The sequence below is a fragment of the Lactiplantibacillus sp. C232 genome (genome assembly GCF_023806725.1).
Lineage (GTDB): Bacteria > Bacillota > Bacilli > Lactobacillales > Lactobacillaceae > Lactiplantibacillus > Lactiplantibacillus plantarum.
The window spans coordinates 390,845-417,323 of record NZ_JAMSKZ010000001.1; the positions used below are offsets into that span (position 1 = coordinate 390,845).

Here is a 26,479-nt window from a genome sequence, read left to right on the forward strand (position 1 = left end):
GTAACCTCCCTTAGAAATAATCATGCTGATGGTTTCTAAGAAAAAATACACCATTGCCAGGCTAACGGCGTGCACCGAGTTTTATTTGGATAGTAACGGAACTAAGCGCATTTTGACCAGTCCGAAAGCCGTGGCACATTAATAATGGTTACCCTCAAAAACGGATAGGGGGTGTGATTTATAGGTTTAAATCAGTATCGTAATTCAACGGTGACATATCGGTGCTTTTAGTTATCAGGTCAGCGGCGAGAGCTTGCATTGTGTTCAAGGCCTGGTCAGCGGCTTTTTGATTGGCTTTGGTCAGTGCCATAGCGAGTTCGTCGCCAGTCAAAGCGGCAACTTGCTGATCCGTGACAATAATGTGGTGACCAAGTTGAATCGCCAATTCCTTTTGTACTGTTTGTAATTCCCCGTGTAGTTCATGGTAGTGGGCGTCGACTAGGATACCGACGTGCTTGAAAATCCAGTATGCTGAGGTAGCATCGTATTTTTCTGTAGCAACTTGATAAGCTGCTGGAGTGGTCGTAGCACCGGCATAGAATGGAACGTAGACACTTTCAGCGGCTACACCCATCGCCAGCCAGTGAATCCCACTCAGCGTGACGGGAAGGTCCGGTCGCAATTGTAAGACGTGTGATTCTTGCGTCTTGGCGAGACTGATGGGCCGATACTGATGTTTCTCCGTAGCAGTGCCCTGGCCGACGGGATCAAACGGTGTGCCTTGATAATGGGACGCTAAGTAGCCTTGGACTTGGTCAATATGAATTAAGCCATCCGCCCGTTGAATGAACGGTAAGTCAAACGACTCAGGCGTCTGGGTGACACTTGGTGTAAAGCATCTTTGACCATACCAAACGCGAGGCGTGTTGTAATATCGATCAGAAAGGTCGGCCGTACCGAAGACTTCCCGGAAATTCAGTCCATTGTCCATTGAAGCTAACTGATTGTCTAATACAAAATTACGAATGTCTTTAGCATAAAGATAATTGTCATGGTCACTAAAGTCGATTTCTTGGATTGCAAGCTGGTTAGCAACGACTGCATAGGCATCATCCGGGATTCGTTGTGCGACCCAGTAATGACCAGCACCAGTTTCCATGTACCAAACTTCGTTGACATCACTAAAGAGAATCCCGTTAGTTTCGTAGGTGCCGTGTTCTTCAATAATATGCCCGAGACGTTCAACGCCTTCACGAGCAGAATGAATGTACGGTAAGGTGACAGTGACCATTGCTTCTTCACCGATGCCGTCCTTAACATACGGGTCAGCAGCCAGTACGCGTGTATTACAGTAAGCACTTTCAGTAGCACTCATTGCCACGCCGTACTCGTTAATGCCATCCTCCTCGAACAGGCCATATTCGGCAGTCCATTCAGGGGTGGCTGTGTATTTCGCACGAATCTTTGGCAGGGTCATGGTAAAGGGATGAGTTTGATCCTGAGACTTGAAGGTCTGTGGTTCTTCGAATTCGCGGTGCGCGTGGATAATCATTTTTTTCGCCCAAGCGGCGCGTGAATCTTCATTACGGCCAATCATGGTCGAACCATCCGCGCTGGCATTTTTACCCACTAGGATACTAGTGCAGGCGGAATAAGGATTAAACTGATGAGTCAACATATGGGGCCTTCTTTCTCCACGGTACGAGCAGTCAATGGCGGTATCGTGGCATAATCATTTTTGTTAAATTAATTTTAGCATGTTTAGTCATCAATGGGGGTTTTCGGTTTGTGCTTCTGATTAGTTTTGCAAGGTAGCCTTAATTGGTCAGCGTGCTGGGCATTAGAAAAGAACCGTTAAATCAACAACGTCGTGGCTTGCAAAATAGAAAAGATTAAAGTAAGATTAAAACATTCGAAAATAGTGAATTAAGATAGGAGCGTGGCCTCATGCCAATCGTACACATTGATCTAATTGCTGGTCGTTCACAAGAACAACTTAAAAACTTGGTGAAAGATGTTACTGACGTGGTCAGCAAGAATACCGGTGCACCAGCAGAACACATTCACGTGATTTTAAGTGAGATGCAGAAAAATCGCTATAGTGTTGGTGGTGTCTTAAAGAGCGACGAAGAAGCAGAATAGGTTGTTCATTGCCGGACCGGTCGAATATGACGTGGCCGGCTTTTTTTAAAAGTTTAGAAGGTAGGTTAAACTGTGAACGAACAAATTAAGACGGATGCATTAAATTCGGCGCACCATTTAATGGTCGGGGGCGTCGATACATTGACCCTTGCAAAAAAATATCAAACACCGCTGTATGTCTATGATACCGGTGCAATTCGTGCCGAAATCGCAGCATTCAAGCAAGTTTTTGAAGAAAACCACGTGGACTATCAAATCAGTTATGCTAGTAAGGCGTTTGCAACGGTCGCGATGTATCAATTGATCGCCCAAGAACACATTCATTGTGATGTGGTTTCTGGTGGTGAATTGTATACCGCCCAACAAGCAGATTTCCCAATGGCCGCCGTCTCGTTTCACGGTAATAACAAGTCACTGGCCGAGCTAACCATGGCCTTAGATGCCGGTGTTGGTACCATCGTGGTCGATAATTTCGGTGAACTACGACAACTGACGACGTTGACGACGCAACGGCAACAGCCGACCACGATTATGTTGCGGATTGCCCCAGGGATCTCAGCGCATACGCATGATTACATTTCAACTGGTCAGGCCGATTCTAAGTTTGGATTTGATTTGGACAGTGGGCAAGCAGACCAGGCTATCAAAGCCGCGCAAGCCGCACCATATTTGAAACTGGTTGGGATTCATTGTCACATTGGGTCACAGATTTTTGAAGTGAATGGTTTTGAGATGATTGTTGATAAGCTCGTTAGTGAGTTTGCTCGCTGGCAACGCGAACTTGATTTTTACCCACAGATCATGAATGTGGGGGGTGGTTTTGGCGTGAAGTACACTGCCGAAGATCATCCGCTGCAGCCAACCGATTTTGTCGATGCAATTATTAAGGAAACGCGCGCGCAAACTGCAGCCCAACAAGTTCCAATGTTAGAAATCTGGATCGAGCCTGGACGCTCGTTAGTCGCTACCGCTGGGATGACCCTGTATACGATTGGCGATGAGAAGGATATTCCGGGCATTCGGAAGTATTTGTCTGTTGACGGAGGTATGGGTGATAATATTCGGCCAGCTTTATATCAGGCCAAGTATGAAGCGGTATTAGCCAAGAATCCGGCCTTACCAGCTGAACAGGTAGCCTCGATTGCTGGTAAATACTGTGAGTCAGGTGATATGTTGATCTGGAATCAGCAATTACCGGCCACTGCACCAGGCGACGTGTTAGCGGTCCTAGATACCGGTGCATACGGTTATTCGATGGCTAGCAACTACAATCGGAATCCACGACCTGCCGTTGTTTTTTGTGAACAGGGACATAGTCAACTTGTTGTGCAGCGTGAAAGCTATGCTGACTTAACACGGCTGGACCTCCCACTCTCAGTGCCGGAGAAAACCAAGTAGATTAGTCACCCAAAAGCATTTCAAGAGTTAGGCTCTTGAAATGCTTTTTTAGGTCTGCTGCTGTCGTCGAAGGGCTTGTGGCAACGTTTGACTAGGATCAGTGCTAAAATGGGCAGTATGAATTTATTAGTTACGGTATACTTATCATTGAAGGATGTTAATGGCTGCTATGAAGTCATTACGCTGGTCTGAAGATGGCTAGCAGGGGTGCCAGCATGTGGCGTGGGATTTCCAAGTGACCGGTTGCATACTGGCCCTAATTTTTTTGTTAAATCTATCCGCTTTGCTTGCGTTAGGCGTGAAGTTTGTTAAAATTTGATAGTTAAAGTCTTCGACGGTGACGATGGTCAATAAGGTCCCAATAGATAATTAACGATTTAAATAACCGGTGGGGGAGTTGTTAAAATGTTTAAAAAATGGCTAACTTGGCCAGTATTCTATGAGCTGACAGAAATTTATACGGCACCACTTAATATCATGTGGTTTGTTCTCGGAAGCGCCATTGCGCAGTATCACTTAGGTACGGTGAATTGGCTTAACGTGACGCTGTGTTTAGTTAGCGTATTTATTTTTGATTTAGCCGTCAATGTTTCTGATAATTATTATGATTATCGGCATGCTCGTGATCGGGAAGGCTATGCGCAGAAGACGAATCCGATTGGTCGCTTGCAGTTACCCGTAGCGGGTGTCGGCCGCTTAGCATTGGGATTGTACCTGATTTCATTGATTCCCGGAATCTGGCTTGTCATGCGGACTGGGTGGTTAGTGCTCGTCCTTGGATTAGTTGGCTATGTGATTGGTATTTTTTACACAGCTGGGCCCTATCCAATCAACGCGACCCCGCTGTGTGAGACGGTCGTGGCGTTAGCAATTGCATTTTTAATTGAATTGACCTGTGTGGTCGTATCGACGTATGGACAGCATCCGTTGACTTGGTCGATCGTTGGAACGACTTTCTTACTATGTTTACCACTGACCCTGATTTTCTTTTGCCTACAACTGGCTAATAACACAGCGGACCGTGATGAAGATATTTTGAATCATCGCTACACCTTGGCCTACTACCTTGGTAAACCAGGTTCGGTACGGCTGATTCAAGCGTTTTTAGTTATTGGTGGCATTTGGCCGCTCGTGAACGTCTTACTGGGACTAGCACCCATTGTTACGATTTGGGTCGTACTCTTACTACCAATTATGTGGCAAGGTATGCGCCCGTTCTTTGAGGTGCAAGATAAAAAGAAGACGTTTATTACGACGGTCAAGAGTGCCTCGCTGTTCTTCATTCTATACCCAGTGCTATTTGTTTTAGGGACTTGGTTGTAACGAATTAGTAAAGCTCACTTAATTTTTCGCACTTATCGTGGTTATTTTTATGAAAGTGGACTATATTATTACCAGTTTATAAAATAGGGGTAAGCAGGATGGAAACAGAACAGCGACAGCAACGAAGAATTGCGGTGTATCACTTAATTGTCACACTTTTGACACTCTGGTCAGCAGTTAACGTGATCCTATTATCGTTTCATATCGGTGATTGGCACGTTGAAACCCGCATCAGTAACGGCTTATTAGTCATGTTTGCGGTGGACTACTTTGTGCGCCTAATTCGTTCTCGAGATCGGAAGACTTTTCTCATTCATTCAGCGTTCGATTTGATGGGGATTATTCCCATGCACCCGGTGTTTGCACTCTTTCGACTTGGGCGTTTGGCACGGATGGTCCAATATCACCATTTGTTCTGGAAGCTCGGACTGGATGGTAAGTGGACGCACGATTTTCACCGCTTTATCTATAGCACCGGGTTTATCTACCTGTTTTCAATTAGTATTGCGATTATTGTTCTTAGTGCGTTGCTCTTTTCCGTTTTCGAGCATCAAAGCCTGTCAGATTCACTGTGGTGGGCCATCACAACGGCGACTACCGTGGGTTATGGTGACGATACGCCCCATACTGCCGTTGGCAAAGTGATCGCGGTCGGGCTGATGTTCGGTGGGATTGGTTTTATTGGTTTGTTAACGAGTACGATTACTGACTTCTTCACAACGCAAGCCAGTCAGAATGTCACGATCGAGGAACCACAGCATGATGACGAGCTGCGACAACTACTGATTAAAATTGACACGTTGACGACGAAGGTCGATCATTTACAAAATCAAGTTAAACGTTTAGAAAAATCAGGCTACAAAAAACAACATTGAATTTTCGGACCGTTGGATGCCCTTAATGGGGCGTAGCGGTCCGTTTTGCTATGCTATAATAACGGTAACAAATTCGAAACGGTGGTGGTGAGATGGGACAAGCAATAACACGGTGGGTCTGGCTACCAGCCCCAATTGTGACCCGTCAATCAACGTTTAAAATTCATGTGGGGGATTTACAGCGGCATCCAGTGCCATTACGTGCCGCACAGTGGTATCAATTTGAGCAGTCACGAACAAAGCTAATCTGCTCGGTGCCAATCACAACGACTCAGTATGCGGCCGTTACGCACTTAGCAGCTCAGCGGCTTAAAGCTGGTCAAGCGGGAATGTTACCAGCACCCGAGCAGCCCGTGATGACCCGGGGGACGACGATTACATTCACAATGTAAAGCGGCGTGATGACAGTTACTTACTGTAAAGATACTTTGTGAATGGTACTTGACGGTTGGGGGGCACGATGCTCACGTGTTATATTCAGGCTAATCAAATTGCCGCGAGGTCGCGAATTCACGAGGAAGTGATTTTTCGATGAAAACACGCTATCAGTTACAAGTCAAGTACGACGGAATCAGATCGTTAACACGTTGCCGCGTGTTGGCAATCATCATTGCGAGTTTTACGGGTTGGCTGACCGGGTGCGAGTTAGCGCAGGCCGCCACGGTGCCGACTATGATGCAAACTTACCATCCTTGGTCCGTACGGGGGCTGAATCTAGAAAGCTTGCGTTTGCTGGTGGCAACGACCGTCTTAGGGCTAGTCTGTTGGGGCCTAGCCGCTTACTTAAAACCTAAGGCCAGTGAGACTGAGTAAACAAACGATTGTTGTCTGACCCTTGATAGGGGGCGGATGATAATCTTTTTTTCGTACCACTTATGTGGCACTGAGCGGTGTCGTTCAATGTGGGAGCGCGTATCCATTCCCAACGTGCACTAGCACGCCACGGACCTCGCGCGCAGCAGGTGAGCTGAGGAAAATGATGGCGACCAGCAAGGCAAGTTTGGTGGTCGCGTTCACAATTTAAAATGATCCCAGCTTGTTGATTCGCTGTTAGCAATTGGTTGAATGAACCGGTGATTTTTTTAATTTACATCTTATTAATTAAAAAATTGATTAGCGCTAAAGCTAGGGCTATGCTGGTAAAGACGGGTAGTTGTAAACAAAAATATGGGCGCAAGGACTTGCATAGAAATTAAAATATGATTAAAATAAGTCTTATTAAATTAATGGAGGCTTGCGAATGATTAGTCAAAACCATCGTTTGGATCAGCAACTTATTGAACGTGAAGACCATTATATGGCGACGGCGGCACGAATCAATTACTATGATTTAGTTATTGACCATGCTCACGGGGCCCTGCTTACCGATGTTGATGGCAACCAATACATCGATTTGTTAGCCAGTGCTTCGGCCATTAACGTGGGCCATACGCACCCTCGCGTTGTTAAGGCCATTCAGGAACAGGCAGCCAAGTTGATTCATTACACGCCAGCATATTTTCATCATCAACCGGAACAACGATTGGCTGAGCGACTGGCAAAATCAGCTCCCGGCACTGATAATGAGGTGGTTTTTGGTAACTCTGGTTCGGATGCCAATGATGCCATTATTAAATTTGCACGGGCCTATACTAACCGACAATACATAGTCGCCTATACGGATGCCTATCATGGTTCAACGTATGGCTCAATGTCACTCTCAGGAGTTAGCCTGAATATGGTCCGTAAGATGGGACCGTTGCTACCTGGGATCGTGCACGTCCCGTATCCTGATTGTTATCGTACGTTGCCGCATGAGACGGAACATGAACTTGCATTACGCTATTTTGAAGCGTTCAAGGCACCATTTGACTCATACTTACCAGCGGAGGAAACCGCGTGCGTCATTATTGAACCGATTCAAGGTGATGGCGGTATCCGCAAGGCACCAGCAGAGTATGTCCAATTAGTCTATGACTTTTGTCACCAGCACGGTATCTTATTTGCCGTCGACGAGGTCAATCAAGGGATGGGACGAACCGGGAAGATGTGGAGCATTCAAAACTTCCCGGGAATCCGACCGGACTTAATGTCCGTTGGCAAATCACTGGCTTCGGGATTACCACTTAGTGCAGTGATCGGTCGCCGTGAAGTGATGGAGAGTCTAGCAGCGCCGGCGCACACCTTTACGACGGCGGCCAATCCGGTTTGTTGTGCGGCGGCGCTGGCGACAATCGACGTTCTAGCAGATGAACAGTTGGTTGCCCGTTCCGCCAATTATGGCCGCTATGCCAAGGAACAGTTTTTAGCGCTTCAACAACGCCATCCTAAAATTGGGCAGGTACGGATGTACGGGCTGAACGGGGGCATTGAATTGGTGACAGACCGGCAGAGTCAGCAACCTGATCCTGATTTTGCCAGTGACGTCATTTATGCCGCTTTTGAACGGGGTGTCGTCATGATAACGCTCAAAGGAAATATTTTGCGGTTCCAACCACCACTAGTCATCACGAAGACGCAATTAGATACTGCGTTAACCGTATTAGATGAGGCAATGGCTGCTGCTGAACAGGGTCTGGTTAAACGGCCCCGAGGCAAGATTGGTTGGTAAAATAAGGAGGATTTTGATGCAACGGTTATTAAAACGGTTAACTTTAAAGGAAGATCCAAGCATATATGAAGACAAAGATTCTCACCTAGCTCGAGTATTGACGGTCAAGGACTTCTTGGCTTTAGGGGTGGGGACGATTGTTTCAACGTCAATTTTTACATTACCCGGAGTGGTGGCTGCGAACCATGCGGGCCCTGCGGTAGTCTTCTCATTCATCGTCGCAGCCATCGTTGCCGGCCTGGTTGCATTTGCTTATGCTGAAATGGCGGCGGCGATGCCGTTTGCCGGTTCCGCTTATTCGTGGATCAACGTAATGTTCGGTGAATTCTTTGGTTGGATCGCTGGTTGGGCGTTGCTTGCGGAGTACTTTATTGCGTTGGCATTCGTCGGTTCAGGACTGTCCGCCAATCTGCGGGGGCTCTTGTCACCATTAGGACTAACTCTACCGAAGGCTTTGTCAAATACGTTTGGGACTGATGGTGGCGTGGTCGACCTGATTGCCGTCTTGGTGATTGCGCTGGTCTCGTTACTGCTCTCACGTGGAATCAGTAAGGCCTCCCGGGTCGAAAACGTGTTAGTGGTGTTGAAAGTGTTAGCCGTACTCACGTTTATCGTCGTGGGTGCGACGGCGATCCACGTGCAAAACTACGTCCCGTTTATCCCCAAGTACCATTTAAACGCTGATGGTAGTGCTTTTGGGGGCTGGCAAGGAATTTATGCCGGGGTATCGATGATTTTCTTAGCTTATATTGGGTTTGATTCGATTGCCGCTAATTCAGCAGAAGCTAAGAATCCTGGCAAAACAATGCCACGAGGAATTCTTGGTTCACTCGTCATTGCGGTGGTGCTCTTTGTGGCTGTTGCTTTGGTCTTAGTCGGTATGTTCAAATATTCATCATATGCTAATAACGCCGAACCAGTCGGCTGGGCATTACGACAAGCTGGCCATCCGATTGTTGCCAGTGTTATTCAGGCCATTGCCGTGCTGGGAATGTTTACTGCGCTGATTGGGATGACTTTAGCAGGGTCACGGCTAATTTATTCCTTTGGGCGTGATGGTATGTTACCTAAGTGGCTTGGCAAGTTACATCATAATCAACCTAATAACGCGCTACTTGTGTTAACAATCGTTGCTATTATCATTGGGGCGTTTTGCCCGTTTGCTTTTCTGGCCCAATTGATTTCAGCGGGAACCCTGATTGCCTTCATGTTTGTCTCGCTGGGAATCTATGCTTTGCGGCGTCGTGAAGGTGTTGATATTGCGGTACCAGCCTTTAAGATGCCGTTCTATCCAGTTTTACCAGCTATTGCCTTTCTAGGCGCACTGTTCGTTTTTATGGGCTTAGATATCCAGGCAAAATTATACGCGGGCGTGTGGTTCATCGTCGGCTTAGTGATCTACTTTAGCTATGGTATGCGTCACTCATATTTGGCTGAAAAACGTCTGTCTAAGACTGATACTGCGGCTAAATCAGCTTCGAAGGTGGCTGATTCGACCGTTGAAGAGCGTGACTGAACTTAGCTAACGCAAGCCCTTGATAGTTGAACAACAACTAAAATGGCACTTCCAGAATTGAATTTTATCTGGAAGTGCCATTTTTGAGTGGTGATTACGAGCTAGTGTAAAGTCCGAAAATTAATAGTGATGCGCAGTCAGCAACTTAAGATACAACTGACGACTACTTGCATCCGAACTTATTCCGCAATTGCAAAATAATCGTTCAAGTAACGAGCAACACCGTTTTGATCATTATTATAGGCCGTTACATCGTCAGCCGTTGCTTTGATCTTGTCAGTACCATTGGCCATTGCCACACCGAGACCCGCGTATGCTAACATCTCGAGGTCGTTATGTTCGTCACCAAAGGCGATGATATTGCGCCGTGAAATTTGAAAGTAATCCGCTAAGTAGGCGACACCCTTGGCTTTGTGGACGCCTTTGGAGGTAATCTCGAGGATGGCATTCGGGCCGCCCCAAACACCAACGTCAACTTGATCGCCAAAGCGTTCAGTGATCCAGTCAATGATGGCAGCCCGCCGATCAAGCTGGACTAGCAAGACGAGGGAATTCGGATTACGAGTCAACGTATCTGGTGTAAGTCGGGGGCTGTCAGCAATCTCTGGGAAGAATTGACCAGCAATCAAATCTTGACCCGCTGTCATGGTACTGTTTTTATTTTCTGCAATAATTTCATTGATCCCCAATTGTTCGCGATATTTAACGAGTGCTAAGACAATCGCTTTGTTGATCGTGAACTGATATTCTGAGGCCCATGTTTGGTGAGGTAAATGGCCCAGAGAACCGTTAAAGTTGATCATTGGGCTTTTGAGACGCAGCTGGTCATAGATCGCTTGTGAACCCTGATATGAGCGACCAGTAATAATGCTAACAATGTGACCCGCTGCTTGTAGTCGTTGCATCGTTTGGATCGTCGCTGAATTGAGTTTGGATTCAGCATTCAAAGTGGTTCCGTCTAAGTCTAACGCAATTAGTTTTCTTTCCATATTCAACAAACATCTCCCATATTTCCGGCAGTTAATTAATTTAATTTAGCATAAATCTCACCTAATTGCGAATCTTTGCTACCTTACAGTCGGGGCAAAATGTGGTAATCTAATTGAGGATGCTTTTTAATTGAGGAGGAAATTTGGGTGCAATTACCAGCAGAATTTATTCAAAAATATCAACGACTACTAGGCGATCAAGCGCCCGCTTTTTTGGCAGCTTTCGATGGCCCTGTTGAAAAAGGGTTTCGGATTAATCCGAACAAGACTGTGACGGCCACGATGCGCGCCAAGATGACAGCACCCGTTCCGTATAGCCCAATTGGGTATTATGGCAAGGTGAACGGCAATGCGCTGGAACACTTGGCTGGTGCCGTCTACAGTCAAGAACCAAGTGCCATGACCGTTGGCGAGTTTGCAAAACCAGAACCTGGTGAACGAGTGTTAGACTTATGTGCGGCACCGGGTGGCAAAACGACGCATCTGTTAAGCTACTTGCATCAGACCGGTCTACTCGTGACAAATGAGATCAATCGGCAACGGGTGACCGCCCTTGGCGATAATGTGGAACGCTACGGCGCCCGCAATACAGTGATTACCAACGATACACCCGCCGCCCTTGCCAAGGAATTGCCAGGCTTTTTTGACCGGATCTTGGTGGATGCGCCGTGTTCGGGTGAAGGGATGTTTCGTAAGGATCATGACGCAGTTCAGTATTGGACGCCCGACTATCCAGCGGCGTGTGCTGAACGCCAACGGGAGATTTTGACGGAAGCGGTCAAGATGTTGCGTCCGGGTGGACATTTGATTTATTCGACCTGTACCTTTGCACCGGAAGAGGACGAACAGATGATGGCCTGGCTGTTAAAAACTTATCCTGAGTTTGAGCTGGAGCCACTGGCCAAGACGGCTGGGATGGTCGATGCAAAGCCGGAATGGGCGGATGGCAATCCTGAACTGGCTAAAGCGGCCCGGTTATTTCCGCACTTGATGCGCGGTGAGGGTCACTTTATTGCCAAATTGGTCTATCATGGCACGACGGTGGGCAAGGACAAAAAAGTGGTTCGCGAACAGTTAAACGCCACGCAACGGCAGCTATGGACGGACTTTTTAAAAAAACAAGCAATGGCCGGTTTACCACAGCTCGTGTTACAGGCACATGGTGATCAGTTATACGGCGTGCCAGCGATGATGCCCGTTACGCGAAAGCTCAAGGTCTTTCGCCCCGGGATTTTATTGGGAACGTTTAAGAAGAAACGGTTTGAACCAAGTTACGCGTTAGCCTTAGCGAGTGATGATTTGTCCTTACCCAAAACTGAAATAACGCGTGAACAGTGGGCATTGTATGTCCATGGTGAGACATTTGAATTGACAAGTGCGCCTGTAGCTGGTTTTCGGGTCTTAACTTGTGATGGGTTGCCAGTTGGGTTTGGAAAAATCGTCGCCAAGACGGTTAAAAATTTCTTTCCTAAGGGCTTACGGTTCTTGGCGACCTCTGAAAACGCGACGCTCTAACCTGACATGATATTGACTAAGTCATAACGTCCGCGTGCGATTGACGCTGAACAGGTGATGAGCAGCGGCCGTCATGAATCATTCGATCCGTGGTAAAATCGGGGGAACGATCTACGCAAGTTGATGGTCAAATGGACCCAATCAATCGTAATATTGGAGGAAGAGTTTATGTATTGCCCAAATTGTGGGAAAAAGAATGATATTGACGCGTTATTTTGTGAAAATTGTGGTGCGCGGCTGATTATCCCAGCCAGTTCAGCGCAACCAACACCGGCGTCAGCTGTAAGTTCTGCTGCTCAATCCACGTCGTCAACGGCTGCTTCAGAAGCACCGAGCGCCAGTACATCGATTTCGGCTGCACCGACTGCACCTGAACCTGGCACCCGTTCAGCGCAACATGCGCGTCAAAATGCGCAACCACGTTCAACGTCAAAACTGTCTTGGGTTATTTTGATCGTGGTATTAGCCGTGGCACTTGGTGGTGGCTATTACTGGCTGGAACATCAGCGTCAGAGTAATTCGACGGCAACAACGACGGCCAAATCTTCGTCGCGCACTGCTACATCGGAAAAAGCCGAGTCGTCATCATCGTCCAAGGCATCTGCTAGTACGGCAACTCAGACGGCATTGTGGTCGACAACCAAGTCGAGCGAGTTAGCCTCGTTTATGTCGTCATGGCAAGATACCATGAACCAATCGTACGAGGGGACTTATGATGGTCAGTCGGTAACTATTGGTGAGTTGAATTTACCTTCAGACATCAAAAACAATCAGTACCAAGATAAGATTACGGTCAATGGTGACACAGTCAAGCTCAAGTGGACGACGGCTGCTGATACCGATGCGAAGTACCAGGTCGTTGCCGCGGCCACTGATCCGAACGCGTCTAGTGGCGTGATTACGTATCTGTATGTTTTCCATAATGGTTCGCCAGACGTTCTGGTCTCGCAAGACAGTGCCACTGCCACAACGTTTAACTTCACTAGTTCACAAAATACGGATTTACAAGATGGCTTTGCAAAGATTGCCAATGCGGATTAATAACTGAATTATTCGAAATCGTGTGTTTATGCTAAGTCGGCCTGAACACACGATTTTTTTGCGCCAATATTCGACCAGAAAATGGCGTATTGGCGCTTTAAAACTGAATAATTAGTGTCGGGTAATGGAAAGCGATACTGATTTACAATCGATTATTGAAAATTATTATTTATTTACAAAATGATATCCGTCGGCTGAAGCGGTTTATTAGTGCAACGGCACGCAACGTTTCAGCGACTGCATCTATTTGTTTATGCAACAGCATGCAATATAATGACTTTTTTATGAATTATATGTGAACTTTATATGAATCAATGTATCCGCTAATACTATCTGAGCCCTTGATGTTAGCCGATTTCATGCCAAATAGGAACGGATGTCAATAAGTAAAACGCCTTCATGCAATTTCACGCAAACGCTTGCATAATTTTGAAAGCGGTTTTATAATCTAACTTGTACTCAAGCGATTGATATTATTTTTGGGAGGCTTTATTGTGAAAGAAACATCTAAAACAACGGCCGGATTACCGAAACTGTCATCCAATAAGATTTGGATGATGAGTCTAGGTTTTCTCGGTGTTCAAATGGCATTTACACTTCAGAGCTCACAGATGAGCCGGATCTTCCAAACTTTAGGCGCGGATCCAAATAACCTTGGCTGGTTTTTCATCTTGCCACCCCTTGCTGGTTTGATCGTTCAACCGATCATTGGGAGTTTATCCGACCGAACATGGGCTCCACGTTTAGGCGGGCGACGGTTACCTTACTTGATTCTGGGAACAGTCGTTGCGGCAATCGTGATGTTACTACTACCCAATTCTGGCTCGTTTGGATTTGGTTACGCTTCCATGGCGGCCTTAGTTTTTGGTGCGATTACCGTGGCATTTCTTGATTTATCGTCTAACGTCGCAATGCAACCATTCAAGATGATGGTCGGGGATATGGTCAACGATGACCAAAAGAGTTACGCCTATGGGATTCAAAGCTTCTTGTTGAATACTGGTGCCGTCATTGCGGCAATCTTCCCATTCCTGTTGACCTTGTTCGGGGTCGCCAATACGGCTAGTAAAGGTGTTATTCCCAATTCAGTGATCTGGTCATTTTATATTGGAGCAGCAATCTTAGTGGTTTCAACGATTATCACGATTGCCCGGGTGCGGGAATATGATCCCGTAACTTACGCGAAGTATCACGGCATTGATGAAAGCGCTAATAAATCTGGTGGTAACTGGTTGGCACTCTTGAAGAAAGCACCAAAGGTTTTCTGGTTAGTAGCCTTAGTTCAATTCTTCTGCTGGATGGCATTTCAATACTTATGGACATACTCAACCGGTGCAATGGCTGCCAACGTTTGGCACACCACTAATGCCAGTTCTGCAGGCTACCAAGCCGCTGGTAACTGGTACGGGATCTTATCTGCTGTTCAGTCCGTTGCCGCGGTTGTTTGGTCATATGTTTTAGCCAAGGTTCCGAATAATCGGCATAAACTTGGTTATGCTTTGAGTTTATTACTTGGTGCAATTGGCTTCTTCTCAATTTTCTTCATTCACAGTCAATCAGCACTTGTCGTCTCATTTATTCTGGTTGGGATGGCCTGGGCCGCAATGAATACGTATCCATTGACGATGGTAACCAACGCCTTATCTGGCGAACACATGGGGACTTACTTGGGTCTCTTTAACGGCTCAATCTGCCTGCCACAAATTGTTGCGTCCTTATTGAGCTTTGCATTATATCCATTATTTGGCAATTCACAAGCCAACATGTTCATCTTTGCTGGGATCGTCCTTGCAGTAGGTGCGGGCACAGTTGGTTTGATCAAAGAAACGTACAAAAACTAGGAGGAATTAACTTATGAAACGAATTTTTGATGTTAATCCATGGCATGTCTTGACGACTGATTTCAAACCAGAAAACAAACGGCTGCAAGAATCAATGACTAGTCTAGGAAATGGTTACATGGGCATGCGCGGCTTCTTTGAAGAAGATTATACTGGGGATACGCTTCCCGGTATTTATCTTGGCGGTGTCTGGTATCCAGACAAGACCCGGGTTGGCTGGTGGAAGAATGGCTATCCAGAATACTTTGGCAAGGTTATCAACGCCGTCAATTTCATCAAAATCAATTTCAAACTCAATGGGACTAAGATCGACTTGGCAACTGCCAACTTCAGCGATTTTAAACTTGATTTGGATATGCAACACGGGACTTTGACACGATCATTTATCGTTGATCAAGATGGTCAACGGGTTCGCGTGACCTTTGAGCGTTTCTTGAGTGTTGCGCAAAAAGAACTTTCTGTTCAGAAGGTGACGTTTGAAAACTTGAGCGATCAAGCGGTGGAATTAAAAGTTGCTTCCGCACTGGATGCTGACGTTAAGAACGAAGATGCGAACTACGATGAACATTTCTGGAACGTCCACGAAGTTACGGATGATCGGTTAATTGCTCAGACGGTACCAAATGATTTTGGGACCCCACAGTTTACCTCTGGGATGCAAGTTAGTTATGTAACGAGTTTAACCCATAAAGCGGCCGAAGTGACTGATACAGCCACGGTTGATCGCTACTTCGGTACGTTAGAAGCTGGGGCCAGCGTTAGTTTTGAAAAGCGGGTCGTCGTGGTTACGTCGCGGGATTATCCGACTGATGATGCCATTATGACTGCACTTCAACGTCTGACAGATACGGTCAGCGCCCAATCTTTCGATGATTTATTGGCGGCCCATGAAGCGGGCTGGGCCGATCGGTGGCAACAATCAGATATTCAAATTGAAGGCGATACCGAGGCCCAACAAGGCATGCGTTTCAATTTGTTTGAACTCTTTAGTACTTATTATGGTGATGATCCACGGTTGAATATTGGACCAAAGGGCTTTACTGGTGAAAAGTATGGTGGTGCGACTTATTGGGATACGGAAGCATTTGCCGTTCCAGTTTACCTGGGGATTACCAAACCAGAAGTTACCCGCAACTTACTGATGTATCGTTATAAGCAGTTGGATGGTGCCTATCATAATGCTCGTCAACAAGGGCTTGATGGGGCATTGTTCCCAATGGTGACCTTCAATGGGATTGAATGCCACAACGAGTGGGAAATCACTTTCGAGGAAATCCATCGTAACGGCGACATTGCCTTTGCTATTTATAACTACACGCGTTATACCGGTGATACATCATACGTCTTACATGAAGGCAGTAAAGTGTTGACGGAGATTTCTCGTTTCTGGGCAGACCGGGTGCACTTCAGCAAACGTAATCAGCAGTACATGATTCATGGGGTCACTGGCCCAGATGAATATGAAAACAACGTTGATAATAACTTTAATACCAATTATTTGGCGCAATGGACGTTGAAGTACACGCTTGAAATTTTAGATCAGGTTAGTGACGACCAAGCAGCGGCCTTAAACGTGACTGCTGAAGAACGTGCCCACTGGCAAGATATCGTTGATCGGATGTATTTACCATATGACAAGGATCTGGATATCTTTGTTCAACATGATGGTTATCTGGATAAGGATTTAGCGCCCGTTTCCGCAATTCCAGCTGACCAGTTACCAATTAATCAGCATTGGTCATGGGACCACATCTTACGGTCACCTTATATCAAGCAAGGTGATGTGTTACAAGTGATGTATGACTTTATTGATGATTTCTCAAAGACACAATTGAAACACAATTTTGATTTCTACGAACCGATGACGGTTCACGAATCAAGCTTGTCACCAGCCATCCATGCCGTGTTAGCTGCTGACTTACACTATGAAGACAAGGCTGTGGCTTTCTATAACCGGACGGCACGGCTTGATCTTGACAATTACAATAATGATACGGTCGACGGTCTTCACATCACCTCAATGACTGGTGGTTGGATTGCGATGGTCCAAGGATTTGCTGGCATGCGTGTTCATGATGGACAACTGAGTTACCGGCCGTTCTTACCAAAACAATGGACGAAGTATTCTTTCCGTCAGGTCTTCCGTGATCGGATTATTGAAGTCACGGTTGATCACGATGGGACGACTTTGAAGTTGATTGCTGGGGAACCGATTGATGTTCAAGTGGATGGTACCACGCAAACATTGACACAGAACTAGTTCAATCCGCACTGATCGAAGGGAATGAGGCGTACGATTTCTGCAGTACCATTTGGTGTGTATCAAGGCGAGTCAGTCTATTTATACACGATTGAAAATATCCATCATAGCAAACTAAAAGTGTTGAGTTATGCGGCAACGTGGTATGACTTCGAAGTGCAGGTCGACCGCCAGCCACACTCATTAGTGCTTCACTTTGATAACTTGGCGGATTATATCGAGACGCCTTATCAAGTCGGCAAAACAGTGGGTCGAGTTGCTGGCCGAATCGGTAACGCGACGTTTTCCTTGAATGGGCAGACGTATCACTTACAACCAAATAACGGCCGGCATTTGCTACACGGTGGCAATCATGGCTTACAAACGCATAATTTTCGAGCTCGTTTTGATCCTGATGGCGACACTGTCACATTGACGACAACGCTAGCGAGCGCTGACGATGGTTTTCCAGGCGACTTGACGGTAACTGTAAGCTATACGTTAACGGCCGATGATGAGGTTCAAATCAGCTATCACGGGGTGACCACTGCTGATACGTTATTCAATCCGACCTGTCACGTTTACTTTAATCTTGATGGTCAGGCCGCACTGATTAATCCCCAGCAATTACGTATCAACTCGACCAAGCTAGTTCATACGAATCACGAGAAGGTTCCGACCGGCGTCTTCTACGTCCTGTCACCAGCGTATGACTTTCGTGAGCAGCCAACGATTCAATCGCAGCTCGATCGATTGATCCAAGAAACTGGCAGGACGGAATACGATGATTGCTATGTGCTTGACCACCAGGATGAACCCGCTGGCGTGTTGGCAACGACTCACGGGCGACTGCTCATCAACACGGATCGCAATGGTTTAGTTGTCTTTACCGCTAATCCCGAACGAACGCAGTCGTATCGTTTAGGGGACTACCATGCGCTGGCCGTGGAATTGCAAACCTTGCCGGATGCTATTAATCATCATGGCTTTGGCGATGTTGTTCTACGGGCTGGTCAGCCACGGACGTACGTGAACCGCTACCAATACGTGTCAAAATAGCAATCAATAGATGATGGAAATTATTTTCTTTACCACGATCAAAAAGCAGTGCTTGCCATAGGGGCACACTGCTTTTTTGGTGTACTTGGTTATAACAAAAACGCGTCATCACAAGTATAGAATGACATTCCGTAGTTTGTGATGACACGCTTTGTTTTAATCTTTAATCGATTGCTTGTAGTTAACAAGTTCAGGTGATAACAGAATCTTGTCCTGAATACGGCTACTTTTGAATTGATCAACACGCGTTACGCCGACGAGTGCAAATAGGCGTTTTAATTGCGACTGCCAATCCGTCAGCATCGCAATGACTTCGTCGTCCGTATGATGGAGTAAAGCGTGTAGCACGGTGCCAGCCATGCCGACCGCGTCAGCGCCTAACATCAACGCTTTTAAGATGTCGAGTGGCTGTCGAACGCCACCAGCAGCTAAGACCGTGAGATCATCCGGTCGGTTCTGAACGCCTAGCAAGGACTCAACCGTGGTGAGGCCAAAGTCGTGAAGGTAGGCCATATCGCGGTTAGCACGTCGGCGATTCTCAATGTCGACAAAGTTAGTCCCACCGTGACCGCCTAAATCTAGGTAGCGTACGCCGGCAGCGTAGAGCTGTTGCATCGTGGGGCGGGAAATACCAAAGCCCACTTCTTTGACGATCACTGGTACCGTTAAGGCTTGGACTAAGTCCGAAATGTTAGTTAGCCAATGAAAGTCACGATCGCCTTCTGGCATGACGATTTCTTGAACGACATTGAGATGGAGCTCGAGCGCATCGGCCTGGAGCATTGCAATCGCTGTTTGGGCCGCAGATAACGGGTGGCCGGCACCAAGATTGCCAAAGATCAGCCCGTTCGGATTGTGGTCACGCATCGTGGCAAAAGTGGGGGCTACTTGGGGATGTTTGATGGCGACACTTTGAGAGCCGGTCGCAATCGGTAAGCCACAAGCTGCAGCGATGCGGCCTAAACGAGCGTTGATTTCGCCCGTTCGCTGTGAGCCCCCAGTCATCGCTTCAATGTAGAGGGGGCTGTCCCAATGCCACTGGCCAACGGTGGTGGCTAAATCGACGTCGGCCACGGCAGTTTCCGGCAACGCGTCGTGGCGAATCCGGACCTGGTCAAAGGCATTGGCTTGTTCGCCATGAAAATACTTTTCAGCTAACGAAACATGTTCATCTTTCCGATGAGATTGTTGACTTTGTGGCACGGTGCCACCTCCAATTAATTTAGAATCTGAAAACGAGTCCGGCAAGGCTGCCAGGCTCGTCAATAAACTGCTTAAGAATTTGGTAAAACGGTATCCTGAACCGTATGCACGTTTAAGTTAAGTTGTTCGATACCATCGTGAGCCCACGCAGTTAATAATGGTCGTGGGTCGATGGTTTGATCAATCAAAACGATCCCACAGTCACCACCACCAGCGCCCGAAGTCTTTGCGGCCGCGCCAGCACTTTCGGCGAGTTGAATCATACGCTGCAGCAGGGGTGTTTCAATCGTCACGTGACTGAAATCGCCCAATTTCTGAAGTAGTTGACGATTCGTTCGCAACTCGGTTTGAATCACGTGCAAGTCACTGTGATGAAAACCAGTGATCATACGTTTTAGACAAGCTTTGCTGGCTTTTAGAAAGGTCTGGTATTCGCTGCGTTGCTTCGCCTTGACTAAAGCCACTTTATCGACTAAGTGTGATGTGGAGGCCGGTGAACCCGTCCAACCAATCATCAAACGTAAGGCTGCTGGAGGGGTCAGTAACTCGATTTTTAGGTCGGGCCACGGCATTGTCAACAAATCACTTAAGCTTGACTGAGCTTGTTGTAGGTGTAACCATTGCCGATCGAATGAATGGTAGGCGATCCAGCCACCATAGACGCTGGCAGCAATGTCACCAAGCGAACCATTGCCTTGCACGGATAGATGGGCAATCGCGGCTAATTTGAACAGTTTATTTTTATCCATCGGTAAATGGTAAAACTGACATAGTGCTTTGACGGTTGCCACGGTCACTGCTGCTGAAGAGCCGAGACCGTATTTTTTACCATCAGCACTATCGAGTTCGCTATTGATACCGAGATGATAAACACCAAGTTCACGCCCTAATTCATGGGCATAACTTTCAGTGAGATTGATCGCTGCTAAAATATAATGGAAGGGATTGTCACGATTATCAAAAACCATCGCGTCTCCCTGACGTCGCCAGACGATTGAGTTTTCTTGATACTGCTCAGAAACGATGCTCCCAATCGTTTCGCTAGGTGAAATCGTTGCCGTTACAAATTGATCTAGTGCAACAATAATTGCTGGATAACCACTTTCCACTACGGCGTATTCACCGGCAATGTAGAGTTTTCCAGGGGCTTTCACCGTTATCATGCCATCATATCCTTTCATGACCATCGCTGATCATTTTAAATTAAACTGAATTATTTTTCCGTTATCGTGATACCTGGACCTGGTTTAGCGACGATTAATTGATCAGCGTCAAAATGTTGTTGTAACCCGGTCATAATGGTGTCGGTATCTTGACCCGCACAAATGATTTTGACGTTTGGGCCAGCGTCCAAAGTATAATAACAGTTTATCCCGTGTGAACGCAAGTCGTTGACTGCTTGAATAGCCGTCAGTGTATCCGCGGTGAAGTAGTTAAAGGCGGGTTCAGCGCTCAAATTAAGCGCGTGCATTCGCATTGCGTTCGTTTCAGCAATTTGGCCAACAGTAGTGAGATCACGATCGGCAATGGCTTGGCGCATTCGCTTCAAGTCCGTCTCAGCCGTGGTGATCCAAGCTGGATAGTAGGGGGATGTCGCGACGACCCGTGCCATGCCGTCCGTTGAGCTGATTGGCTTTTTGGTGGCCTTCAAAACAACGGCGATCATTTGAATGTCCCAATCGACCGGGTCTTGTAAGACTTCCGCGTAAGAACTCTGATCATCATGGCCGGCATGCCATTCGACAAAACCGCCAAAAATTGAGCGGGTCGCAGAACCTGAGCCACGGCGTGCTAGTCGTGATAGATCAGCCGCATCTAGTTGTAAGCCAGCCGCACGACTAGCAGCCCCTGCTAAGGCCGCGAATCCGGAGGCGGAAGAGGCTAAGCCAGCTGAGGTCGGCACATGATTTTCAGTTTTGACCGTTGCATAGTTGGTTTGACCACTGCGCTGGCGAATAAGGTCGAGGAACTGGCTGATTCGTGCTGATTTGCCCGTGGGTAAGTGTTGATGGTTAAAGTAAATTTGGTCAGTATCGAGATGCTCATCGAAGGTCACACTGGTCTGGGTATAGAAGTGATCAAGGGTCAGCGAAATACTCCCATTTTGTGGTAGCATCAGCGCCGCATCTTTTTTTCCCCAATATTTAACTAACGCAATGTTAGTATGGGCCTTTGCCGTAACGGTTTTCACTATGTCTTTTCCTCCAAAATTAAAATTAGTCATCGCACAAAAGTGGTTCGACCCAAGTCGCAGTCGCACCGGCTGCGGCCAATTTTTGTGATAATTGGTTGGCGATGCTGGCTTCCGGAGCGAGCGCGATCAAGCAACCGCCCTGACCACTACCGGTTAATTTGGCAGCGAGTGCACCATTTTGGCGAGCCACTGCGAGTAGTTGTTCAAGGGCAGGATGACTGACACCCATGGAACGTAAGTCATCTTGCGCACCATTCAGGGCTGTTGCCAGGGCCCCCATGTCACCATCTTCAAGCGCGGTTCGGGTCTGACGAGTCAATCGGCCCAAGTCATCAATGCGTGCTTGAATCGTCGCGCCCTCAACCATTAGTAAGTTGCGAACGGTCGCCACTGCAACTTTGGTCTGACTTTTAATACCCGTGTCCGCGATGACTAAATAGCCGGGAAGCTTTACCGGAATCGGAAAGTTCTCACGACCCTTGACAAACCAGACGGGACTTTTGGCACTGGCCGTCGCAACGTCTAGGCCGCTGGGTTGACCATGCGTGTAACTTTCCGCCACATTGGCAGTGGCCAATAATTCTTGGTGGGAGAGTGGTCGGTCGAAGAAATCATAAAAAGCCCGCGTTACGGCCACGGCCGCTGCGGCTGAGGACCCCATTCCGCGTTCAGAGGGAATATCGCTCGTGATGTGAATATCGAAGCCCTGCTCGGGGGCATCAAAACGTGCAAGCAAGGTTCTAATGAGCGTCTGAATACCGCCTAAGTTGGCAGACATCATCTTAAAGTCGCCGTTGAAGTAACGGCTTTTGACCGTCTGCGCTGCATCACGGCGGTGAATAATGGCCTGCATTTGGATGGTCGAAATCGGTAAGGCAATGGCGGGTTGTCCGTAAACCACACCATGCTCGCCAATTAAAATAATTTTGGCATGACTAGTACCGGTAGCTAGATCTTTCAATCGTGTCGCTGCCTTTCTGTAAGTAGATTAATAATAGCTTCATAATACCTTATTAGCACTTCTTTTGCCATGCTAACCCCGGCGAACGCGCTGAATTCAGTTGAAATGTAAGTTAAACTGGTTTGGAAAGTAACAATTTAATTAAATTAAATCATTCACGTGAGGGGCGTATGGACAGACTGGTTATCAACGGCAGACGAAGATCGATTACTATGTTAAAATTAGTAAATGATTAGAAATCAGTCCGATAATGATGAAAAAGAAGTTGAGCTGCTTGTGACGGACTACGTGGCCCAGAATTCACTAATTAGGAAAGTAAATTTTGGGTAGCAGTGCCGGCTATTCAAGCGCGCGTACTCAGCTGACTGTGTTATGGCAGATGTACGCCGAGACACTTTCATGAACTTTATCGTTGCTCAATCATACTCTTGACCAGTCTCTGCCCGTTGTCCTCAGACTGACGAATTTGGCTTAAGAGTTGGTCGGGCTGAGTTCCCTACGCCGAATATGCTATAATTTACAATGATCGACGTGACGTATGTGTGACGATCGGTGTGGAGGATGAGCCAAGCGGCTTGCGTCATCAGGACGACTTGTGTCACTGGCACAGTTTAGTAGGTTGAACTCAGCTAAGTTGGGCTGACCGACGAACCGTTAAAGTTAGTGGTCGAGACCAAGTGTAGCGCTACTTGGACCAGCCTTCAGTCTGATTACAAACACATCGCACGTGATATGCCATAAAGATCGATTAGTTGGTCGAACATCAGCGTTAGTGTTGATGACGGATTCAAGCGGTAACCAATCTAATGAACATCTTTACAATCCATAACTTGGGGAAATGACCATGAAACCAAACACAACTTATGCGGTAGTTGATATTGAAACTACTGGAACTAGTGTGAAGGACGGCGACCGGATTATTCAAATCGGTTGCGCGTTTGTTAAGAATAATAAAATAATTAATACATTTGCCACGGACGTTAATCCGTTAACAACGGTTCCGGCCGTTATCGAGAATTTAACGGGGATCAGCAATGCACGGGTGCGCAAAGCACCACCCTTTGATGATCTGGCTGGTACGGTATACAGCTTATTACAAGGGACTGTTTTTGTCGCCCACAACGTGAACTTTGACCTGCCATTTATCAATTCAGAATTGCAGCGTGTCGGTTATCCAGAACTACCAATTCAGGCCGTTGACACTGTGTCTCTTAGCCAAATTCTGTTACCGACTGCTTCGAGTTTTCGGTTGCGGGACTTGAGTCACTTGCTTGCGATTGACCATAATCATCCGCATTCTGCGGATAGTGATGCAATTGCTACGGCCCACTTGTTTATCACGTTACAACAGCGGCTCGCACACTTACCATTGATCACGTTACAACAAATGGTGCAATTAGCACCGGAGTTACCACGTGAAACGGCTGACTTGTTTGCATACGCCTTTCAACAGGGCAAACAACATCCACAGCAGTTACCAACTGACTTAGTGATCAAAAACGGGCTCGCTCTGCGTAAACAGCGATTGCCACAGCAAGCCGCGGGTCGTAAAGCGGCACGCTATCCGTTGACAAAAGCACAAAAGCAGCATATCTTTGGTGATCGCTTGACTTATCGGCCACAACAGGCCCGGATGATGAACCAGATTTATCGGCACTACTCAAAACAGTCTGCTGAACAAGTACCATTGTTGATTGAAGCACCGACCGGAACGGGTAAAACACTCGGGTATTTGCTGCCACTTGCCTACTTGGCACAGGATGGTCAACAGGTGGTCGTTAGCACGGCGACGACGGTCTTACAGACGCAGTTACGTGATCAGGGCGTGGCGTTGTTGAATCAGTTGTTGCCTAATCCTGTGACGGCGGTTGTGATTAAGGGTAATCAGCATTACGTTGATTTAAACCGGTTTGCCCGTGGCTTGGCGTTGCATGAACATTCGAAGCAAACGCAATTATTGAAGTTGCGCGTGCTAGTGTGGTTGACGATGACAACGACTGGTGATCTGGATGAATTGCACTTGAGCACGTATCAAGCGCCATACTTTAGCGAAATCGCCCATCATGGCGTGGCCTCGTTGAAAGCTGATGACCCGTTTTTTAAAGAAGATTTCTTACGCTTTCGGGATCAATTGACCGCGCAAGCGACTTTTATCATTACCAATCATGCCTACCTGATGCGCCACGTGGCCCAACTGGGTAGCCGTCAAGAGCGGCCACTGCTGGTTCTTGATGAGGCCCAGCATCTGGCAGATGGCGTCGTTCGTGACTCACGGCAGACGTTTGATTTCAATGGCTACATGGCGACCTGCCACAGCTTGATCAGTCGCATTGACACGGAACATAGTCTAAATTTACGGGCACTGTTCGCGGAACAACCACAGGCCGATTATCGTCTGAAATTATTAGATAATTCATTGAATGATACTGACCTACACCTGCAACAACTGCAGGCGGCGCTAGCCAGAACGTTTGTACCAGCACAAAAGGGCGGCAATCAGCCTGCTGAATTAGGAATCACCACGGATCAGTTGACTGATTTCTTTGCGGCCCACAATCCGCTGATCAAACAATTACAAACGGCCATCGAAAACTGTTTTTTACAGTTTCAACAATTAAATGAGCAGTATCAACATGATCAATCGCAAATCTTGCCTAGTGAACAATACGTCCTCGACGACTTTGACAATCGTCTTCAACATCTCCGTCAGGGCTATGAGTTATTACAAACGTGGTTAGTGCCAGCTTCACGGGAACAACGGGTCTTCTGGGTGAGCCTTAATCAATGGCATGATCGCGGCAGCCTCACGCTCGCGGGTAGCTTGATCGATACGCAAGGGTATTTTAAGACGCAACTATATCCTTACTTCAGTGCGCCACTATTAACTGGTGCCACGCTATTTGCCACTGGGAAATCTCAGTATGTTTATTCGCAATTGGATATTGACCAAGCAACGGCTAAGCATCACCGATTATCAACACCGTTTGATTTAGAACACCAGGCACGGCTATTCGTCGCTACGGATGCTACTGCAGCGGAAGCACCCAGTGGCAAGCAGCGCGTGGCATACTTGACGCATGCGATTCACGACATCGTGATGGCAGCGCCTAAGCAAACGTTGGTCTTGTTTAATTCACTGAATATGATTGAAGCAGTCTTTTACAGTTTGCATCAAACGGATCTACCTGGTGATCGCGAAATTTTGGCTCAAGGCGTCAATGGTAGTCGTGAAAAGCTGCTTCGGCGCTTTATGCAGGGGGACGATGCCATTCTCCTGGGTGCCGGTAGTTTCTGGGAGGGGATCGACTTGCCACAGGAACAGTTGGAATTGTTGATCGTCACGCAATTACCGTTTGAATCGCCCGACCAGACGACAACCAAGGCCCGTTATCAACAACTAAGGCAAGCACAACTCAATCCGTTTTATAACGAAGCGTTACCGAAAGCGGCATTGAAGTTACGTCAGGGAATCGGCCGGTTGATTCGGACGGATGAAGACCGAGGGGCAGCGGTGATCCTCGATGATCGTTTGATGACGAAACGATACGGGCAGACGATTCTTAAAGCTTTACCGAAAACGTTGCCGCCCGCAACCGGTTCATTGACGATGATTACGCAGGAACTTCAAAGTTTTTTCAAAACTAAGTAAGAAA

20 protein-coding genes are annotated in these 26,479 nt (G+C 47.1%); 14 read left to right on the plus strand and 6 right to left on the minus strand.

All coding sequences use genetic code 11. The features are described from left to right. Positions 1-178 precede the first annotated feature (178 nt). The gene (locus tag MZO41_RS01980) at positions 179-1,618 is read right to left on the minus strand and encodes a C69 family dipeptidase (protein ID WP_003640449.1); all 1,440 of its coding nucleotides are present in this window, start codon (positions 1,616-1,618) and stop codon (positions 179-181) included. A gap of 269 nt (positions 1,619-1,887) precedes the next feature. Between MZO41_RS01980 and thmT the strand changes: the two genes are divergently transcribed. From thmT to MZO41_RS02020, 8 genes are all read left to right on the plus strand, one after another. Then, on the plus strand, positions 1,888-2,082 hold the full coding sequence (gene thmT, locus MZO41_RS01985; protein ID WP_003640450.1) for a 2-hydroxymuconate tautomerase: 195 nt from the start codon (positions 1,888-1,890) through the stop codon (positions 2,080-2,082). Between the two features lie 72 nt (positions 2,083-2,154). Beyond that, positions 2,155-3,480, plus strand: coding sequence for a diaminopimelate decarboxylase (gene lysA / locus MZO41_RS01990; RefSeq protein WP_003640451.1), 1,326 nt, complete (start codon positions 2,155-2,157; stop codon positions 3,478-3,480). Between the two features lie 405 nt (positions 3,481-3,885). Then, complete coding sequence (locus MZO41_RS01995; RefSeq protein WP_003640452.1) at positions 3,886-4,803, plus strand: prenyltransferase; 918 nt, start codon at positions 3,886-3,888, stop codon at positions 4,801-4,803. 98 nt (positions 4,804-4,901) lie between these two features. Continuing rightward, the gene (locus MZO41_RS02000; RefSeq protein ID WP_003640453.1) at positions 4,902-5,678 is read left to right on the plus strand and encodes a potassium channel family protein; all 777 of its coding nucleotides are present in this window, start codon (positions 4,902-4,904) and stop codon (positions 5,676-5,678) included. A 92-nt stretch (positions 5,679-5,770) separates the two neighbouring features. Continuing rightward, on the plus strand, positions 5,771-6,070 hold the full coding sequence (locus MZO41_RS02005) for a hypothetical protein (protein ID WP_003640454.1): 300 nt from the start codon (positions 5,771-5,773) through the stop codon (positions 6,068-6,070). Positions 6,071-6,209: 139 nt separating this feature from the next. After that, positions 6,210-6,491, plus strand: a complete 282-nt coding sequence (locus MZO41_RS02010) for a hypothetical protein (RefSeq protein WP_003640455.1) — start codon at positions 6,210-6,212, stop codon at positions 6,489-6,491. A 427-nt stretch (positions 6,492-6,918) separates the two neighbouring features. Continuing rightward, the gene (locus MZO41_RS02015) at positions 6,919-8,268 is read left to right on the plus strand and encodes an aspartate aminotransferase family protein (RefSeq protein WP_003640457.1); all 1,350 of its coding nucleotides are present in this window, start codon (positions 6,919-6,921) and stop codon (positions 8,266-8,268) included. A 16-nt stretch (positions 8,269-8,284) separates the two neighbouring features. Continuing rightward, a complete protein-coding gene (locus MZO41_RS02020) occupies positions 8,285-9,784 on the plus strand; it encodes an APC family permease (protein ID WP_003640458.1) in 1,500 nt (499 codons plus the stop codon). A gap of 179 nt (positions 9,785-9,963) precedes the next feature. Here the strand turns inward: MZO41_RS02020 and MZO41_RS02025 are convergent, their stop codons facing one another. Then, on the minus strand, positions 9,964-10,773 hold the full coding sequence (locus MZO41_RS02025) for a Cof-type HAD-IIB family hydrolase (protein ID WP_003644354.1): 810 nt from the start codon (positions 10,771-10,773) through the stop codon (positions 9,964-9,966). A 147-nt stretch (positions 10,774-10,920) separates the two neighbouring features. Between MZO41_RS02025 and MZO41_RS02030 the strand changes: the two genes are divergently transcribed. From MZO41_RS02030 to MZO41_RS02050, 5 genes are all read left to right on the plus strand, one after another. Beyond that, positions 10,921-12,288 carry an RsmB/NOP family class I SAM-dependent RNA methyltransferase gene (locus MZO41_RS02030; RefSeq protein ID WP_003640460.1) on the plus strand — a complete coding sequence of 456 codons (1,368 nt, stop codon included), beginning with the start codon at positions 10,921-10,923 and terminating at the stop codon, positions 12,286-12,288. 168 nt (positions 12,289-12,456) lie between these two features. Continuing rightward, positions 12,457-13,329, plus strand: coding sequence for a zinc ribbon domain-containing protein (locus MZO41_RS02035; protein ID WP_011101524.1), 873 nt, complete (start codon positions 12,457-12,459; stop codon positions 13,327-13,329). Between the two features lie 494 nt (positions 13,330-13,823). After that, entirely contained in the window at positions 13,824-15,170 is a 1,347-nt protein-coding gene (locus tag MZO41_RS02040) for an SLC45 family MFS transporter (protein ID WP_003644357.1), read from the plus strand. 13 nt (positions 15,171-15,183) lie between these two features. Next, complete coding sequence (locus tag MZO41_RS02045; protein WP_003640464.1) at positions 15,184-17,430, plus strand: glycoside hydrolase family 65 protein; 2,247 nt, start codon at positions 15,184-15,186, stop codon at positions 17,428-17,430. Positions 17,431-17,454: 24 nt separating this feature from the next. Beyond that, positions 17,455-18,468, plus strand: coding sequence for an aldose epimerase family protein (locus tag MZO41_RS02050; RefSeq protein WP_003640465.1), 1,014 nt, complete (start codon positions 17,455-17,457; stop codon positions 18,466-18,468). 156 nt (positions 18,469-18,624) lie between these two features. Here the strand turns inward: MZO41_RS02050 and fni are convergent, their stop codons facing one another. The 4 genes from fni to mvk all read right to left on the minus strand — a co-directional run bounded on the left by fni (position 18,625) and on the right by mvk (position 22,826). Beyond that, on the minus strand, positions 18,625-19,671 hold the full coding sequence (gene fni, locus MZO41_RS02055) for a type 2 isopentenyl-diphosphate Delta-isomerase (RefSeq protein ID WP_013355515.1): 1,047 nt from the start codon (positions 19,669-19,671) through the stop codon (positions 18,625-18,627). A 71-nt stretch (positions 19,672-19,742) separates the two neighbouring features. Next, a complete protein-coding gene (locus tag MZO41_RS02060) occupies positions 19,743-20,834 on the minus strand; it encodes a phosphomevalonate kinase (RefSeq protein WP_003644360.1) in 1,092 nt (363 codons plus the stop codon). A gap of 50 nt (positions 20,835-20,884) precedes the next feature. Further along, positions 20,885-21,862, minus strand: coding sequence for a diphosphomevalonate decarboxylase (gene mvaD, locus MZO41_RS02065; RefSeq protein ID WP_003644361.1), 978 nt, complete (start codon positions 21,860-21,862; stop codon positions 20,885-20,887). Positions 21,863-21,887: 25 nt separating this feature from the next. Next, a complete protein-coding gene (gene mvk / locus MZO41_RS02070) occupies positions 21,888-22,826 on the minus strand; it encodes a mevalonate kinase (RefSeq protein ID WP_003640469.1) in 939 nt (312 codons plus the stop codon). 844 nt (positions 22,827-23,670) lie between these two features. Between mvk and MZO41_RS02075 the strand changes: the two genes are divergently transcribed. Continuing rightward, positions 23,671-26,475 (plus strand): helicase C-terminal domain-containing protein, encoded by a 2,805-nt coding sequence (locus MZO41_RS02075; protein ID WP_058906882.1) that lies wholly within the window; start codon positions 23,671-23,673, stop codon positions 26,473-26,475. Positions 26,476-26,479 lie beyond the last annotated feature (4 nt).

Bases quoted from the DNA above. Each gene is read 5' to 3' on its own strand.
- MZO41_RS02010 (WP_003640455.1), top strand. From the start codon at position 6,210: ATGAAAACACGCTATCAGTTACAAGTCAAGTACGACGGAATCAGATCG.
- thmT (WP_003640450.1), top strand. From the start codon at position 1,888: ATGCCAATCGTACACATTGATCTAATTGCTGGTCGTTCACAAGAACAA.
- MZO41_RS02050 (WP_003640465.1), top strand. From the start codon at position 17,455: ATGAGGCGTACGATTTCTGCAGTACCATTTGGTGTGTATCAAGGCGAG.
- MZO41_RS02045 (WP_003640464.1), top strand. From the start codon at position 15,184: ATGAAACGAATTTTTGATGTTAATCCATGGCATGTCTTGACGACTGAT.
- MZO41_RS02015 (WP_003640457.1), top strand. From the start codon at position 6,919: ATGATTAGTCAAAACCATCGTTTGGATCAGCAACTTATTGAACGTGAA.
- MZO41_RS01995 (WP_003640452.1), top strand. From the start codon at position 3,886: ATGTTTAAAAAATGGCTAACTTGGCCAGTATTCTATGAGCTGACAGAA.
- MZO41_RS02060 (WP_003644360.1), bottom strand. From the start codon at position 20,834: ATGATAACGGTGAAAGCCCCTGGAAAACTCTACATTGCCGGTGAATAC.
- MZO41_RS02075 (WP_058906882.1), top strand. From the start codon at position 23,671: ATGAAACCAAACACAACTTATGCGGTAGTTGATATTGAAACTACTGGA.
- MZO41_RS02020 (WP_003640458.1), top strand. From the start codon at position 8,285: ATGCAACGGTTATTAAAACGGTTAACTTTAAAGGAAGATCCAAGCATA.
- MZO41_RS02000 (WP_003640453.1), top strand. From the start codon at position 4,902: ATGGAAACAGAACAGCGACAGCAACGAAGAATTGCGGTGTATCACTTA.
- MZO41_RS02005 (WP_003640454.1), top strand. From the start codon at position 5,771: ATGGGACAAGCAATAACACGGTGGGTCTGGCTACCAGCCCCAATTGTG.
- MZO41_RS02035 (WP_011101524.1), top strand. From the start codon at position 12,457: ATGTATTGCCCAAATTGTGGGAAAAAGAATGATATTGACGCGTTATTT.
- MZO41_RS02025 (WP_003644354.1), bottom strand. From the start codon at position 10,773: ATGGAAAGAAAACTAATTGCGTTAGACTTAGACGGAACCACTTTGAAT.
- MZO41_RS01980 (WP_003640449.1), bottom strand. From the start codon at position 1,618: ATGTTGACTCATCAGTTTAATCCTTATTCCGCCTGCACTAGTATCCTA.